This is a genomic window from Candidatus Kaiserbacteria bacterium (assembly GCA_016699245.1).
Classification (GTDB): Bacteria; Patescibacteriota; Minisyncoccia; order Phycocordibacterales; family UBA918; genus Damh-18.
On the sequence record CP064968.1, the window covers coordinates 288,048 to 302,292 of the forward strand.

The 14,245-nt window shown below is 43.6% G+C and carries 19 protein-coding genes and 2 tRNA genes; 3 read left to right on the top strand and 18 right to left on the bottom strand.

Translation table 11 applies throughout. The annotated features are described in order from the left end of the window. Positions 1-43: 43 nt before the first annotated feature. The 14 genes from atpG to IPH92_01455 all read right to left on the bottom strand — a co-directional run bounded on the left by atpG (position 44) and on the right by IPH92_01455 (position 10,180). Positions 44-952 carry an ATP synthase F1 subunit gamma gene (gene atpG / locus IPH92_01390; protein ID QQR65219.1) on the bottom strand — a complete coding sequence of 303 codons (909 nt, stop codon included), beginning with the start codon at positions 950-952 and terminating at the stop codon, positions 44-46. After that, positions 933-2,519 (bottom strand): F0F1 ATP synthase subunit alpha, encoded by a 1,587-nt coding sequence (locus tag IPH92_01395; protein QQR65220.1) that lies wholly within the window; start codon positions 2,517-2,519, stop codon positions 933-935. The genes atpG and IPH92_01395 overlap by 20 nt, the downstream gene beginning before the upstream one ends. Before the next feature lies 1 nt (position 2,520). Beyond that, entirely contained in the window at positions 2,521-2,949 is a 429-nt protein-coding gene (locus tag IPH92_01400) for a F0F1 ATP synthase subunit delta (GenBank protein QQR65221.1), read from the bottom strand. Then, positions 2,909-3,361, bottom strand: coding sequence for an ATP synthase F0 subunit B (locus IPH92_01405; protein ID QQR65222.1), 453 nt, complete (start codon positions 3,359-3,361; stop codon positions 2,909-2,911). Before IPH92_01405 ends, IPH92_01400 begins: the two co-directional genes overlap by 41 nt. A gap of 59 nt (positions 3,362-3,420) precedes the next feature. Further along, on the bottom strand, positions 3,421-3,669 hold the full coding sequence (atpE, locus tag IPH92_01410) for an ATP synthase F0 subunit C (protein QQR65442.1): 249 nt from the start codon (positions 3,667-3,669) through the stop codon (positions 3,421-3,423). 137 nt (positions 3,670-3,806) lie between these two features. Beyond that, positions 3,807-4,583 (bottom strand): F0F1 ATP synthase subunit A, encoded by a 777-nt coding sequence (atpB, locus tag IPH92_01415; protein QQR65223.1) that lies wholly within the window; start codon positions 4,581-4,583, stop codon positions 3,807-3,809. A 289-nt stretch (positions 4,584-4,872) separates the two neighbouring features. Beyond that, a complete protein-coding gene (locus IPH92_01420) occupies positions 4,873-5,142 on the bottom strand; it encodes a hypothetical protein (protein ID QQR65224.1) in 270 nt (89 codons plus the stop codon). A 507-nt stretch (positions 5,143-5,649) separates the two neighbouring features. Beyond that, positions 5,650-5,726, bottom strand: a tRNA-Ala gene (locus IPH92_01425). Positions 5,727-6,072: 346 nt separating this feature from the next. Further along, complete coding sequence (locus tag IPH92_01430; GenBank protein QQR65225.1) at positions 6,073-6,510, bottom strand: hypothetical protein; 438 nt, start codon at positions 6,508-6,510, stop codon at positions 6,073-6,075. Between the two features lie 701 nt (positions 6,511-7,211). After that, positions 7,212-7,481 (bottom strand): type II toxin-antitoxin system RelE/ParE family toxin, encoded by a 270-nt coding sequence (locus IPH92_01435; GenBank protein QQR65226.1) that lies wholly within the window; start codon positions 7,479-7,481, stop codon positions 7,212-7,214. Further along, on the bottom strand, positions 7,459-7,728 hold the full coding sequence (locus IPH92_01440; protein QQR65227.1) for a type II toxin-antitoxin system Phd/YefM family antitoxin: 270 nt from the start codon (positions 7,726-7,728) through the stop codon (positions 7,459-7,461). The genes IPH92_01435 and IPH92_01440 overlap by 23 nt, the downstream gene beginning before the upstream one ends. A 253-nt stretch (positions 7,729-7,981) precedes the next feature. Continuing rightward, a complete protein-coding gene (locus tag IPH92_01445) occupies positions 7,982-8,479 on the bottom strand; it encodes a hypothetical protein (GenBank protein ID QQR65228.1) in 498 nt (165 codons plus the stop codon). Positions 8,480-8,614: 135 nt separating this feature from the next. After that, complete coding sequence (locus IPH92_01450) at positions 8,615-8,998, bottom strand: diacylglycerol kinase family protein (protein ID QQR65229.1); 384 nt, start codon at positions 8,996-8,998, stop codon at positions 8,615-8,617. Between the two features lie 177 nt (positions 8,999-9,175). Beyond that, on the bottom strand, positions 9,176-10,180 hold the full coding sequence (locus tag IPH92_01455; GenBank protein ID QQR65230.1) for a fibronectin type III domain-containing protein: 1,005 nt from the start codon (positions 10,178-10,180) through the stop codon (positions 9,176-9,178). A gap of 163 nt (positions 10,181-10,343) precedes the next feature. Between IPH92_01455 and IPH92_01460 the strand changes: the two genes are divergently transcribed. Both IPH92_01460 and IPH92_01465 read left to right on the top strand, forming a co-directional pair. Continuing rightward, positions 10,344-10,979 (top strand): sugar transferase, encoded by a 636-nt coding sequence (locus IPH92_01460; protein QQR65231.1) that lies wholly within the window; start codon positions 10,344-10,346, stop codon positions 10,977-10,979. Between the two features lie 7 nt (positions 10,980-10,986). Further along, positions 10,987-12,027, top strand: coding sequence for a hypothetical protein (locus tag IPH92_01465; GenBank protein ID QQR65232.1), 1,041 nt, complete (start codon positions 10,987-10,989; stop codon positions 12,025-12,027). 62 nt (positions 12,028-12,089) lie between these two features. On the opposite strand, the gene IPH92_01470 is transcribed toward IPH92_01465, so the two are convergent. Both IPH92_01470 and IPH92_01475 read right to left on the bottom strand, forming a co-directional pair. Then, positions 12,090-12,335 carry a hypothetical protein gene (locus tag IPH92_01470; protein ID QQR65233.1) on the bottom strand — a complete coding sequence of 82 codons (246 nt, stop codon included), beginning with the start codon at positions 12,333-12,335 and terminating at the stop codon, positions 12,090-12,092. Between the two features lie 51 nt (positions 12,336-12,386). Beyond that, positions 12,387-12,665: a hypothetical protein gene (locus tag IPH92_01475; GenBank protein QQR65234.1), complete on the bottom strand. Its 279-nt coding sequence runs from the start codon at positions 12,663-12,665 to the stop codon at positions 12,387-12,389. A gap of 69 nt (positions 12,666-12,734) precedes the next feature. Between IPH92_01475 and IPH92_01480 the strand changes: the two genes are divergently transcribed. Then, positions 12,735-12,805, top strand: a tRNA-Pro gene (locus IPH92_01480). A gap of 80 nt (positions 12,806-12,885) precedes the next feature. On the opposite strand, the gene IPH92_01485 is transcribed toward IPH92_01480, so the two are convergent. Both IPH92_01485 and IPH92_01490 read right to left on the bottom strand, forming a co-directional pair. Next, positions 12,886-13,185, bottom strand: coding sequence for a 4a-hydroxytetrahydrobiopterin dehydratase (locus tag IPH92_01485; protein QQR65235.1), 300 nt, complete (start codon positions 13,183-13,185; stop codon positions 12,886-12,888). A 17-nt stretch (positions 13,186-13,202) separates the two neighbouring features. Further along, the gene (locus IPH92_01490) at positions 13,203-14,189 is read right to left on the bottom strand and encodes an ATP-grasp domain-containing protein (GenBank protein QQR65236.1); all 987 of its coding nucleotides are present in this window, start codon (positions 14,187-14,189) and stop codon (positions 13,203-13,205) included. Between the last annotated feature and the right edge of the window lie 56 nt (positions 14,190-14,245).

Genomic DNA, 14,245 nt, shown 5'->3' on the forward strand with positions numbered 1-14,245 from the left:
AAATAGTAAATGATAAATAATTAAATTTCTTTTTGATGATTGCTTACGTCTTCATCGCTTCGATTCCGCCAGTTATTTCTGATACCTCTGCGGTTATCACACTTTGTCTCTCCTTGTTGTACTTGAGCGTGAGGATCTTTGCTACGTCTTTGGCTTTGTCGGTGGCGTTTTTCATGGCGACCATTCGGGCGGAGTGCTCACTCGCCTTTGACTCAAGGAGTGCGTGGTAGAGCATGATTTCCACGAGTGAGCTAAAGATGGAATCAAAGAGCGTTTCATAATTTTGCTCGATGGTGTATACGGGAGAGTACTTCATCTTCGTGTGGTCACTATACTTTCCATGCTTGGGGAGGATGTCGCGTATCATGAGGCGCACCGTTTCAAAATTGATGGGAAGCACTTGACGCGTGGTTGCATTTTGCTCAAAAGTGGACTTGAAATGCTGATATATCAAGTGCACATTCTTGTATTTTCCTGTCCTAAATTCCATCGTAAGATGTGAGACAACCTCCTCCATACTATCTATATTCACGTCATCACTTACGTTGAGATAGTGTTTGGGTACCGTGTAGCCGCGGCGCAAGAAATACTCATACGCTTTTTTTCCAAAGCATACAATTTCAACACTGTCCTTTTCTCGTGACGAAAGAAACTGTGTCGCTTCCTTGAGTACGGCGCTATTGAGACTTCCTGCAAGTCCTTTGTCGGCAGTAACTACGACGAGACAATCATGCGTACCCACATCACTCGTAAGAAAGGTGTGGTGCTGAATATCAAGACTGTGTGAAATGTTTTCGAGGATACGAAGTGACGCCTGTGCAAAGGGTCTTCCCTTGAGCGCGCGCTCTTGGCTCTTGCGCATCTTCACCGCAGAAACCGCCTCCATCGCCTTCGTCACCTTGCTCGTGCGCTCAGTCGACTTTATTTTGTTTTTAATCAGCTTGAGTGCCATACAAAATTACTGGTACAGATGTGCGAACGAAGACTTGAAAGGTGACTATTGCCTCCTTAAGTGTTGCATCAATCTCATCACTGATGGTGCGCTCTTTTTTGATGAACTCAATCACCTCTGGTTTGTCGCGCTCCATCATGCCGAGAAATTCCTTTTCAATAACACGCACATTAGGAACAGACGCACCCTCGAGGATGCCTGCGTTTGCGGCGAAGATAGAAATTGCTTGCAAGTAGAAGGGTTGTGTTTGGTGTTGGTCTTGCTTCAAAAGTTCTGTGTATCTGCGACCGCTTTCAATACGCTTCTTTGTATCTTCATCGAGGTCTCCGGCAAACTGCATGAAGGCTTCAAGCTCACGAAATTGTGCAAGCTCAAGGCGAATCTTTCCGGACACCTTTTTCATTGCCTTTGTCTGTGCAGACGATCCCACACGTGATACTGAGATACCCACATTGAGTGCAGGACGGATACCCTTGTTGAAGAGGTCGGTCTCTAGGAAAATCTGTCCGTCGGTAATAGAAATCACGTTGGTTGGAATGTACGCGGACACGTCACCCTCCTGTGTTTCAATAATAGGAAGTGCAGTAAGTGAGCCTCCTCCGAGTTCCTTTGAAAGTTTTGCTGCTCTCTCAAGGAGGCGAGAGTGTAGGTAAAAAATGTCTCCAGGATAGGCCTCGCGTCCTGGTGGACGCCGAAGGAGGAGCGACATCTGGCGATACGCCACCGCGTGCTTGCTCAAATCATCATACACAATGAGTGCATCTTGGCCTTTCTCCATAAAATATTCACCAATAGCCGCTCCTGCAAATGGTGCAAGGAACTGGAGTGGTGAGGGATCTGCGGCAGAAGTGGAAACCACAATAGTGTATTCCATTGCCCCCTGCTCTTCAAGGGTGCGTACGATACGTGCGGTCTTTGACTCCTTCTGTCCGATAGCAACATAGATACAGATAGGGCGCTTCTCCTTTGGCTCGTACTTTTGATTGATGATGGTGTCGATAGCCACAATCGTCTTTCCGGTAGCACGGTCACCGATGATGAGTTCGCGCTGTCCGCGGCCGATAGGAATCATTGAGTCGATTGCTTTGATACCGGTGTGAATAGGCTCGTTCACTGAAGAACGATCCATCACGCCGTACGCAACACGCTCGATAGCCATAGCGCGTGTATTCGTATACGCTCCCTTTCCGTCAAGAATTTCTCCAAGTGGATTCACCACACGTCCTACGATGTCATCACCCACAGGGATACTGAGAAGTTTCCCCGTGCGGCGCACGAGCATACCTTCGTGTACGCGCGACGCATCGCCAAGCACCACTACTTTCACAGACTCTTCTTCGAGGTTGAGCACAAGACCAAAAAGAGATCCCGTATGCTCCATACTCTCTTTGAGTGAGCGTCCTTCAGTGTCATCAAAGAGCACCATTTCCATCATGCGTGCATCTTTAACCCCTTCAATCTCAGCCACGCCGTCGCCTACAGCGACCACGGTTCCCATTTCCTCAAGTCCACTCTCGGGCTTGATTGATTCGATTTCCTTCTTTATCCTCTCAATGATTGTGCTCATATTAATCTACTAGTCTGTGATAGGTGTCTAATAATGTGCTTTTGTAACTATGGTCAATCCGCTTTCCTTTTCCTGTGACGATAAATCCTCCGATAATGGTTTCATCAGTCTGTACACTGTATGTGCCTTCTGGGACTATGCGAGCCACTGCGGCCTCTATTGCACCGCGCTGACGCTCCATATCCACTTCCCGTGCAATCAACACTTTTGGCGTGTCGCCTGCTTCCCTACGCTCAATTTTTTCAAGTAAACCACGCAATACACGTGGGTACATCTTCCCCAAGCCTCTCCGCGCGAGTAATGCCTCTAGGTTATTGAGCACAGCCTCAACATCCATACCTTGAGTGATGGATTCGTATGCGGCTTCTGTGTACTCTTTGATGTGCATATTATTTTGAAAGTTGTGACACGAGAACTTTTTCTGCAGCAAGGAATGCAACCTTTGCTATTTCCGCCTCACTTTCCTTGAGTGCTTGTGTCTTTAAATCTGCGGCAAGTTGCTTCGCGTTCTGAATATCGCGAGCGATTTTCTCTCCTGCTTCTCTAAGCATCGCTTTCTCCTTTTCTTCAGCACTCAGCGTTGCGCGTGAGTAAATAGCACCTGCCTCTGTGTGTGCCTCCTTCACAATCACCGCTTTCTCCGCAAGCGCGTCAGTGCGCGCCTGTGCAGCATGCTCAGCATCTTCTATACCCTTTTTTATTTTTGATTCACGGTCAGCAAGCATTTTGAGAACCGGTGTATACAAGAAATACCCGAGCAGACCCATGAGGATGCTGAAGTTCAAAATCTGAATGACGATGAGTCGCCAGTCGATGCCAAATGCGTGGATGATTTCTTCCATAAATCTAAATAAAATTATAAATTCACCATTTCGAGCAACATGCTCGAAACACTGGATTATTAAGCGAATTTGATAACAAAAGCTACTAGCAACGCAAAGATTGCAAGCGCTTCTACCGCTGCGATACCGATGAACATCGGAGTCATAATCTGCTTTGATGCTTCTGGGTTGCGGCCGATTGACTCAAGTGCCTTTGACACGAGAAGACCAATACCAATACCAGGACCAAATACACCGACGCCGATAGCAACAGCCATAGCGATTGATTTGACGGCCTCGGCACTCAATTCTGCTGCCTGAAGGCCCATTTCGATTTCTGTCATGTGATCTAATTAATTATTTCTAATGGACAATACGAGAAGTGAAACCTTCACTGCTCGAGAGTACCCACTATTCATTCCTGTAGAAACTTTTTCTCCCCTGTGAGAAAAAGTTTCTACCGGAATCAATGCGCCGGTTCTGAAGTTGCTATTTTGATAAAGAACAACGTCAAAATCGCAAACACAAATGCTTGAATGAATCCCACAAAGACTTCAAAAGCCATAATAGGTACAGGAACAAAATAGGGTACAAAGAAAATCACTACCACAAGGAGCGTTTTCCCCGCAAAGATGTTTCCAAAAAGACGGAATGAGAATGAGATAAGGCGCGCTATCTCCGAGATGAGGTCAATGAGCCCCACGGCAAATGCAAGTGGTGAAGAAAAATTGATAAACTTCCCCGCGTACTTAAAGGCACCAATAGCCGCAATCCCAGAGAATTGAATTGTGAAAAATGCTATGAGTGCAAAGGCGAGTGTAATATTGAGGTCAGTATTTGCGGGATATAAAAAAGGTACAAGTGTTTGTTCACCATGTAGTTCAAGGTGAATGCCGATTGAACTCACGCCAGGAAGTAGTCCAAGCCAATTGAGTGAGAGTATGAAGATGAAGACAGTCATGATAAGCGGAAAATACTTTCGCGCAAGTTCACGACTTTCAAGTGTCTCTGCAATGTATTCATACGTGCTCCCAATAAGAGCCTCTACAACCACCTGCCCACGAGACGGTACCATCTTCAGTGTGTGCTTTGAATAGATTGCAATTCCGATGAGTATAGCCATAACAAACCAGACCATCACAAGAGTGCTCGTAATCGGTATGTCAAAAAAGTGCCCCAAAACAGGCGCACTCAGGTGAATCGCAATTCCACCCTCAGTTGCTGCATGTGCAATATTCATCATTTTCGCGCATCATATCAGATGTACGTCCTAAAATAAAGGCATTACTTTGGGTATTTCTTGCCTTTTGAACGCAACTCACCACCCCACCTCCTGGGGGGGGAATATCAACAGCAAAAAAGACAAGCCCCCCCCCTTGGCTCACATAAAAACCCCCGCGAATTTTAAAAAGTCAAAAAAGACTCATTCGCAGGGCTTGGCGTTGTGATAATAGAAAGAGGACGGGGAATCGTGGCCACCTGTATTATTACCGGGAAAGAGATGACAATATTTGGATGATTGGTACTGGTCATTACCACAAGAACACTTTAAACGGATTCCATGGTTTCTTGACGGATGTAGTCGGGGTAGTCAGAGGTGTGGACTGATCCTTCAAAAGCGTGACCTCGCTACGACGGACGCGTTGCGTCATGCCTTTGATGTGATATGAGGCAGTGCCAGCCCAGGGTGTTTCATACCGTTCTTTGATTTCGACTACCTTTGCCGATAAGATGGCAGACGCACCCATTGTTGTCGCCATGGTTACGCGCTTCGCAACTTTTGACTCGAACGCGTTTGCCAATTATTTCGTCATCTTTCTCTCTTTGCACGGTGTAACTCCTTTCTGGGTTTGATTAGTACGTGAGTCAAGCCTAAAATGCTTGCTCTTTTGGCGATGAAAATAACAAATTTAAAGCAAAAAATACTATACAGTATTTTATATAAAAGTCAAAAAACTTTGCAATATCTTCATTCTCCCTTCCCGACCCCTTCCAATAAAAAATACAAGAAAGAATCTGGTATTTTTTATTGGTGGACCCGACAGGAATTGAACATTACATGTTCGGTACACTTTGTGGATATTTTACTTCGCTTACACTCGTAAAATCTCTCACAAAGTCTTCAATTCCAGCCACACCCAGGCAGTTACAAAAATACCTGTCAAGAAGACTGGTATTTTTGTAACTGTGGACCCGACAGGAATTGAACATTACATGTTCGGTACACCTCTCACAGCAACTGTTCGAGGTCTTCAATCCCCCCGACCCCTTCCAATAAAAAATACCAGAAAGAATCTGGTATTTTTTATTGGTGGACCCGACAGGAATTGAACCTGCGACCTTCTGAGTGCAAAACAGACGCTCTAGCCAACTGAGCTACGGGCCCAAATGAGGAAGGGGAAAAGTTTACTTTTCCATTTTCCGAATGCCGGGCACTGCGTCACGAAGTGAGTACAGGCCCGAAATGAGGGGCAAAATAAAAGTTTATTTTTATTTTGTCCGAATGAGGGCCCGCGTCGCTTTGCGAGTACAGGCCCATTTCCTGAAAGATTCAGAACCCGAATATAATACGCATTTTACACGATTTGGTCAACTCGTTCCCTAGGGTTACCCTCTGGAACTTTCATTAGATATAGCACCTACGAGTGCGAGAACTGCACTTGAGATGAGTATGGGATCAATATATTTGGCAAAATAATTAGTCGCTAGGACTAGTGAAAATAATAAGAAGATTACTGCAACCTGTGTTCTTGATAGTTTTTTTGAACTATCGAGAACACTACCACCTTGATGTGGTCTTTTATTGAAAAAACATTAGCAATAAGTACTTTTCCACCATAGACAAGTGCTGAACGCATTTTGGTATTAAAGCCCAATCCTTCAAAAGAGTCTTGATTAATAATACTGTGATTGTTCGTTGCCGGGGTTGGTATAAGCGCAATAATCAAATACACCAGGTATGCGTAAAATTGTAGTGAGATAAAACCATATAACACACTTGAAAGGAGACTCAATGTTCCGTCTGCGTGTGACGCATACAGTGTATTGGAGAGAAGAAAAAAGGTTACGATACTCAAAAGCAGAAATGAAACTGAAGCAATGTATCGAATGATGGCTGAAATAGCAGATCTCCTAATTAAAGAATGTAATGCAATTCCTCCAAATATCACGATTAATAAAGCATATAAAGTCAAAAACCACTTATCAAGTATTAGTTGTATTGAGGTGTTTACTAAAAATAAGTAGAGTGCAACTGCCCAAAATACTAAGGAATTGACAATATAGACTCCAGAGAGCATTTGTCGAGCGAACATTACCCCAAGAAGCACTGAAACAAAAGGTACGAGATTAATAATCTCAAATCCATTACCTGACTCGGTACTACTATATTGGAAATAAAGATTGCGATGAATAATCCAATAGCAATGATCTCTTTCCGAAACTTATTAAAGTCGAACTTAATAACAATAAAGGCGCGAAGGAAGATTCCGAGCGTTATAAGTATTGATTCCATAATGATTGAAATGTATGATTACAATTTAACTACGCGTTCACTTTTATTTCACTTCAAGGGAACCTGAAAGGGATCCTTACATGTCCACCCTCTTGGTGGAGTATACGAGATTGGATACCCAGGTATCTCAGTTCTGTATGTAGATACCATCATAATTTCTCCCATGAATGCATCCACGCCTGCATCTGCTATCTAGTTTCTTTTGCGTTGTTGCACTTTTGCCTTCCCACACTATAGTTTAATTATCACTAGCAAAATTGTAAATTAACATTTTTTAAGAAAACGTTAATTTAGTGCTAAAGTGAGATATATTTATGTTTTTTGTTACCACTCACCTCGTGTAACCTTAGTAAAATATTAAAACTTCCTTTGAAATTTTCGATACACGTCACCGTCGTTCCTTTTGCCAATAACGTACACATTAATCATTACATCATCCCAGTTGTAGATAATTCTGTATTCACCACAATCAATTCGGTAGTACGGATAGCCTTGCAACTTTTTTGCGTCCTGAGGTAGGTTGTTTTCTTGTAAAGAAATTAATGCAGCAGCAATTTGACGTTGCTGCTTGGGAGGTAGACCGACTACGAACTTTGCAACTTGTTTATGAAGCTTTATCTGGTGCATTGAGTATCGTGTTTAAGAAATCTTGACTCTCGGCAGCGGAAATAAATTCATGGGCGCTCACCCTATTCGCTTGCTCCCCCCAATATGCATCGTCTGATGTAGTGAGTCTGGCGTACTCAGTTGGAGATAGCACAATAGCCACCGGTCTGTCGTTGCGAGTGATGGTGATTGGCTCTATGCGCGCTAAATCAACCAAATCGGCGAAACGATTTTTTGCCTCTGTTGCAGTAATAGATTTATTAGTCATAATAGCCATTTTAGCTAATTTAACTAAAATGTCAATCTATCTCACTAAGTTGGAGTGAGAAAGAGTCTAATCCCTGCCCCTTCATTTTTCCGTATCGTTCATGACTGTCGCTATTATTCTCGTGCTGTCCTCACTAAGGACATTATTGTAGTGAGAGTAAGTTCGATATTATCTCCATTCACACCAGAAAACATACAAAAAACGGGCTACACAAAACATGTAGCCCGCCACTGGGTATCTTCTTCATTTCATTTTATTCTGTGGTTTCCTCAACAAAAGGTCTGAGCCTTCTACGTAAATTTCGCAGCGCACCTGCTTCTGGATCTTCAGGATTATCACAATACAAAGAAAGATCAGCCGCCCCAACTGTATGACCAAGCCTTTTTTCCAAAAGATAGAGATGCGTTGGGTCGCATTTCCAGAGCATTTGTAAAAGCATAAAGACAAAAAAGTCAAAACTCTTCCTTATCTCTTCGTACTGTACAGGGTTCTTCTCCTTAAATTCTGAATAGAAGCGATCCACTCCGTCAGAGTCAGAAATCCAAAGATCTTCGAGCGTTGCCAGAGGATGATCATCTGCAAAACCTTTTTCTCTTGCAAAGCGCCCGATTGCGTCATTCTGATCATTATAAAGCTTAAAGAGTAAATCGATAATGTGCTCGCATTGCTTACACATATTCTCGATTTCATCCGCTTCTGAAAAGAGGTGATGAACCTTTGCAAGACATTCTTGTACCGCAGTCGTAGCCATTGCTTAGTCTCCTAAAAAAATCTATGTAACGAACACTTCCACTCGATAATAGTATGACAAGTTTTTAATTTGTAAAGGGGTTACTTTGAGACATTTTAATTTCGCGCCCGAGGTCGGACCTCGTGAATACTCCCCCTACGCCACATACGGCACAAAAATAAGTATTCCTATTACGAGTGCAGTGATGGCGGCTATAAGCACGGCGCCGGCGGCTACGTCTTTGGTGTCTTTGGCGTAGGGGTGGTAATTAGGCGAGGTGAGATTAATATCAATTTCAATTGCGGTATTAAAGGCCTCTGCAGTGAGTACAAATCCGCCTGCAAGGATGAGGAGTATCCATTCGGTCTTCATAATCCCAAAATAGAAGCCAAGCCCCAACGCAATACTAAAAACGACCACATGCACCCACGCATTGGGTGTTGTCTTCATCAAAAGCCAAATACCTCGCAATGCATACGTAAAACTCTTTGCGCGTTGCACTACAAAAAATTCCTCTGGTGTATCGAGTGGTTCTTTCATAGTAAAAGCATAACATGCTTTGATTTTCTAGGGTTACCCCAGGAAACCCTAGGAAAACAAGACTGTAATCAAAACAGTTATTCCCTAGGGGAACCCTAGGGAATACAGTCCGCGCGAAGCGCGGACTGTATTGTGTACCAAGGTGTCGCCTTGCTGCTATAGCTCCTCTATTTATGTCTACTCAGTAGTGAACTCTCGTACCGCTCCGCATGAGAGGGTGCTGTCGTCATCCTCGTCTTCATACTCAACACAGAGTGCAAAAAAGATATCTGTATTGTCGTTTAGACCAGAGATGTCCTCACTCAGTTCATCGAAGTCATCTACATCAGAGTCGACAAGCACCTTTTGAAGGTCATCTCCATCCTCATCCACGTCGTCGTATGAGTCAAAGTCGTCTTCAACATCTGAGACAGCGTCCTCATCCTCTCCATACACAAAGAATGCACGCCCGTTGTCGAAGTCATTCATGTCGACTGTTCCTCGCAGTTCTGCGCTTTCATCATCAATATCAGTTGCACTCCGTGTTGTAACTACCGGTTCATCATCGTCATTGTTGTTGTCGTCTCGATCTCCGTCCGTAGTAAAGTTGTTTGTTGTGCCGTAGTCCCTATCGCCATCTTCATCGACTGCTACTGCTCGATAGTAGTAGCGCGTGTCTTCACTCAGATCATCCACTTCTACTTCTATAGTGTCGCCGTCGTCATTGTCATCGAGATTCTCTCGCGAAGTCTTGAGTGAGAGATTACCTGACGAGCGCCCATACTCAAAGTAGAGCTCCGCTTCGTCTTCATTATTCATATCGACGATTGCACGCAGTGTTGCACTATTTTCATCTACATCCGTTGCGCTCTGTGTTCGTACGTCTACATCGCTATCATTATTGTTATCACTGTCGCTTGAGGAATACCTGTGTTGCTGATAACTCGCAAGAATCATCATGAGTTGATGGATCTGCGCTCTGAGGTATTCGGTATTGTTGTCCCCTCGGTATGAACGATTCCACTCCCAATTATTACGATACTCATATCTATTTTCATTTTGCTCAGAAGAAGAGACACATGCACCGTTGGGGTTATAGTAACTGTTCCAACTGCACGCCGCCTCTGCTGTTTGTGGTGCTCCTACAAATCCGCACGAGAGTATTGCAACAAAAAATGTACTTACAATGAGAAAGTTTTTCATAAAATACTTATTTATGATTAATACTCTTAGTATACGCTTGAATTCACTCTTGTGTATAGACGATGTACAGTTTGTGTCACGTAATTTTCATTCCCATATCACGCACTCCGAAGCACCTTTCAGCCTTTGGTTATGTATGACCGCATGCTATACATACATGATAATGAAAATCGTACCCACACATCCCATGAAGCGGCTTTCTGACATAACGGTAAGCCTTTTGCTTCTCATGCTCCTTTCTCCGCTTATTATACTTTTTCTCGTTCTTATATTCAGTGAGCACTGCATTCGTATGCGACCATTTGACCCACTTTTTTATTCAGAGGAACGATGGTCAGGGGGGAAACTCTTTACTCTCTTCAAATTCAATATCTTTAAGCAGGAGGTGATTGATGGTATGCGTGCACGTTCAGAGTTCATATATACAAAAACACTCGAGCGCGATGGCTCCCTAATATTAATAGGTTGGATACTCAAGCAAATCTACTTAGATGAACTACCGCAACTGTGGAATGTACTTATGGGGGACATGAGTATCGTCGGTCCCCGACCTGTAAATGTTGAAGTGCACAGGGTGCTTGCGCAGAATGGTTTTTGTGAGAAGGACAGAATACGTGCTGGCATGACCGGACACTATCAGGCCACTCATAAATTAGAGCGTAGTGGAGGAAGCCAAGAAGCGCTTGATCACTACTACATCGAATTTTGCGCACATAATCCTTGGTATAAGGTGTTACTTTTCGATGTACAAATTATGCTTCGTACCCTAAGGGTGCTTTTTTATGCACGAGGCATATAATCAGTGCATGAATACCCTATCCACGAGAGAAGTGCTCACAGAGAAAGCCACAAAAAATGTACGTGACATGGTTACGGTGGCGCTTCTTCATACACATCCACATAAAGCGCTCGTCGTGTATGACACCGAGAATGAACTTTCAGAGATCATTACTGATGCATACAGAAATGTGCTCCCTGATGCGCAGTTTATCGATTTTAATACGCACACCAAAGATGAAATCATAGCCCTCTTTGATGCGCTTGCCCCGCGTGATTTGGTGATACTTATTCAATCCACAGACTTCCGTCTCAACGAGTTTCGTATTCGTATTCAACTCTTTCAGCGCAAACTAAAAGTGATTGATCATCTCCACTTGTATCGCAATACTCCTGACTCATGGGAGACATACATTAATGCGCTTGCATACGACCCAGAGTGGTATCGCGGTGTAGGACGCAGACTGCAGGAAAAACTTGCAAATACCAACACATTGCGTTTCATCGGTACTGGTGTAGAACTTGTGGTGACGGGAGGGCTTGAGATTCCAAAAGTAAACATTGGTGATTATACAGGTATGGAAAATATCGGCGGCACCTTTCCTATTGGTGAAGTGTTTACCGAGGCAGTGAATTTGAGCGCGATGGATGGTTCACTCATGGTGTACGCGTATGCAGACACCGACTACCACACCGGTATGCACGAGCCCTTTCGCATAGACATACAGGATGGGCTCGTTACAGGATGGAGCGACAATACTCCTGACTCTTTTGTGAAGATTGTAGAGTTGGTAAAAAGAAATGAGCGACCCATACTGCGCGAGATTGGCTTTGGGCTGAACCGTGCAATTACTCGTGAGCACTACTTGAAAGACATCACTGCGTTTGAGCGTATTTTTGGGTTTCACTTCTCTCTCGGTGAAAAGCATACTGTCTATAAAAAGCAAGGGATAACTGCAGACAAAACACGTTTCCACGTAGATATATTTCCTTTGATTGAACAGGTATATGCTGACGATGTATGTATTTTTGATAACAATCAGTTCACGAGTGTGCTTTTGGAGTCGTAAGTATCTTTATTTTTATGAACCCCCCCGTACGAAGCAAAGCTTCTTACGGGGGCACTTTAGAATCATTCTTCTTCGTCCACATCATCCTCAAAATCAAATTGCTCTCCTAGCTCCTCAAGTGCATCAGTGATAACTTCCACTTCCTTATCTGAAATCAGCCCTGCAGCAAGTTTTGATAGCACATCATGGATCTCGTTTGGTGCATATCCCTTGTGAATGAGTTTCTCCGCTTCTTTCAGTACCAAATTTTCTTCTTCATTACTTTTCTTTAGTGCCAACAAAAACATTTTCTCAAAAGGATGTGCCATGCGACTTTAGACTTATTTGATATGTTGTTACTTTGTTTCTGCTACTTTTCATCAGTGTTTTGTTGGTTCGTCACGTCTAGGTTCAACTAAAGTGTCATCATCTCCTCCGAAAATGCTTTCTGCTGCAGAAAAATCATATTCTTTTGTTTGTGCATTTTCAGTTGGTAGTTGGGCAAGTTTTTGTTTTTCAGTCATCTTAAATTCACCGTTCGCACGCTTTTGTTTTTCGGTCATTGCCCAAAGATTTGATTCAAAATGCCCCATAGTGTTATGTGCTAATAGTATGTTAAAAGTATAGCATTTTGCTATACTGTCCAGCATATGTTCCATAACAAAAGCATTTCTGTCGGGGTGTTGTATAGTAGTAGAACGTATCCATGTCGGGGACAAAAACAAAGTCGGGCTATAGTATACCGGTAGTACGCGTCCATGGGGTGGATGTAGACCGAGTTCGATTCTCGGTAGCCCGACTTTGTTTTTGTCGGGAAGTGTGGGGCACTTCCCATATAGACTAACAAAAACCGACGGCGCATTTGCCATCGGTTTTTGTTTAATGACAGCAGCTGTCTATTTTCTTTGCTAATTCGAAATCGGCACGAGTCAGTCCTTTTACATCGTGAGTAGTTAACTTTACTTTAATCTTATGATACGAAAGTTCAATTGTGGGGTGGTGCCCCATTACTTCTGCGTGTACTGCGATACGGGCAATGAGGGAGAGTCCTGCTACAAAAGACGCCGATTCAAAAGACTTTGAGAGTTCAGTACTCTTTGCATTGACTGTCCACTCTGAAATCTGCGATAGTTTTTTGACTACATCAGTACTTGAAAGTTTTTTTGGTTTTGTTGCCATGGATATACTCTAGTCTATCATTTATACCGACGCTGCATAGTAATTGCATCCTGAAGTAAGTGGGTAATAAAGTCCGTATATGATGCGCCCACCGCAGTGATTGCCTTAGGAAACGATGATTCCTTCGAAAGCCCTGGGAGTGTGTTGACCTCCAGAAAATAAATGCCATCGTCTGCAACAATAAAATCGGAACGTGAATACTGAGAAAGACCCAAAGTTTCGTGAACCAGTTGTGCAATGAACTCTAATTCATTTTTTGTTTGTCTATCAAATCGTGAAGGGCAATGCTGTTCTGCAAGGCCGCCCAGTTTTATTTCATGTGAAAAATAGTCTGCATTCGGAGGTAGGACAATTTCGACTGGGGGTAGTGCGTATACGCGCTTGTCTCGATATCTATCGATAATACCTGCGGTTGCTTCCCTGCCCGGAATTTTAACTTCGACCATCACTTCTTCGTATGTACTGAGTGCATCAGTGAGTGCCTGCTGCAAAAGGAGTGGATTCTTAACTGACATAGTGCCCACAGACGAGCCGGCGTTCAGGGGCTTTATGATGTAGTGCGGTCCAAAGGTATCCACTATTTTTTCTGCGACGCGACCAAGGTCACCGAGCGAATCTCTGGATACTTGAATGTGATGAGGCATCTTGATCCCCGAGTCTTTTAGAATATGCTTGGTCGTAGGCTTGTTCATGGCAAGTCCTGATGAAAAAGCTTTGCTACCCGTATATGGTACAGAATATCGATCTAAGAGGCGTTGCACGGTGCCGTCTTCTCCAAAGGTACCGTGAAGTGCATTAAATACTGCATCTACTCCACCAAGGATTTGTTCTGGGAGGCGCACGATGCCATCTACAATCCATTCGCCATTCTTAGCAATGACAATATCAAGAGGATCAAACTGCGCACGATCAATATGCTCGAGTACTGAAGCACCCGTCCACAATGAAGCCCGATATTCATCCCCAAATCCTCCACGTAAAATAGCAACACGTACTTTCCTCATGTGTATTTAGTGTACCACGCCACTTTGAAGCATCTCTGACATTACTCACAGCAAAA

Bases quoted from the DNA above. Each gene is read 5' to 3' on its own strand.
- atpG (QQR65219.1), bottom strand. From the start codon at position 952: ATGGCACTCAAGCTGATTAAAAACAAAATAAAGTCGACTGAGCGCACG.
- IPH92_01395 (QQR65220.1), bottom strand. From the start codon at position 2,519: ATGAGCACAATCATTGAGAGGATAAAGAAGGAAATCGAATCAATCAAG.
- IPH92_01405 (QQR65222.1), bottom strand. From the start codon at position 3,361: ATGGAAGAAATCATCCACGCATTTGGCATCGACTGGCGACTCATCGTC.
- atpE (QQR65442.1), bottom strand. From the start codon at position 3,669: ATGGGCCTTCAGGCAGCAGAATTGAGTGCCGAGGCCGTCAAATCAATC.
- atpB (QQR65223.1), bottom strand. From the start codon at position 4,583: ATGATGAATATTGCACATGCAGCAACTGAGGGTGGAATTGCGATTCAC.
- IPH92_01435 (QQR65226.1), bottom strand. From the start codon at position 7,481: ATGCACCAGATAAAGCTTCATAAACAAGTTGCAAAGTTCGTAGTCGGT.
- IPH92_01440 (QQR65227.1), bottom strand. From the start codon at position 7,728: ATGACTAATAAATCTATTACTGCAACAGAGGCAAAAAATCGTTTCGCC.
- IPH92_01445 (QQR65228.1), bottom strand. From the start codon at position 8,479: ATGGCTACGACTGCGGTACAAGAATGTCTTGCAAAGGTTCATCACCTC.
- IPH92_01450 (QQR65229.1), bottom strand. From the start codon at position 8,998: ATGAAAGAACCACTCGATACACCAGAGGAATTTTTTGTAGTGCAACGC.
- IPH92_01455 (QQR65230.1), bottom strand. From the start codon at position 10,180: ATGAAAAACTTTCTCATTGTAAGTACATTTTTTGTTGCAATACTCTCG.
- IPH92_01460 (QQR65231.1), top strand. From the start codon at position 10,344: ATGAAAATCGTACCCACACATCCCATGAAGCGGCTTTCTGACATAACG.
- IPH92_01465 (QQR65232.1), top strand. From the start codon at position 10,987: ATGAATACCCTATCCACGAGAGAAGTGCTCACAGAGAAAGCCACAAAA.
- IPH92_01470 (QQR65233.1), bottom strand. From the start codon at position 12,335: ATGGCACATCCTTTTGAGAAAATGTTTTTGTTGGCACTAAAGAAAAGT.
- IPH92_01475 (QQR65234.1), bottom strand. From the start codon at position 12,665: ATGGAACATATGCTGGACAGTATAGCAAAATGCTATACTTTTAACATA.
- IPH92_01485 (QQR65235.1), bottom strand. From the start codon at position 13,185: ATGGCAACAAAACCAAAAAAACTTTCAAGTACTGATGTAGTCAAAAAA.
- IPH92_01490 (QQR65236.1), bottom strand. From the start codon at position 14,189: ATGAGGAAAGTACGTGTTGCTATTTTACGTGGAGGATTTGGGGATGAA.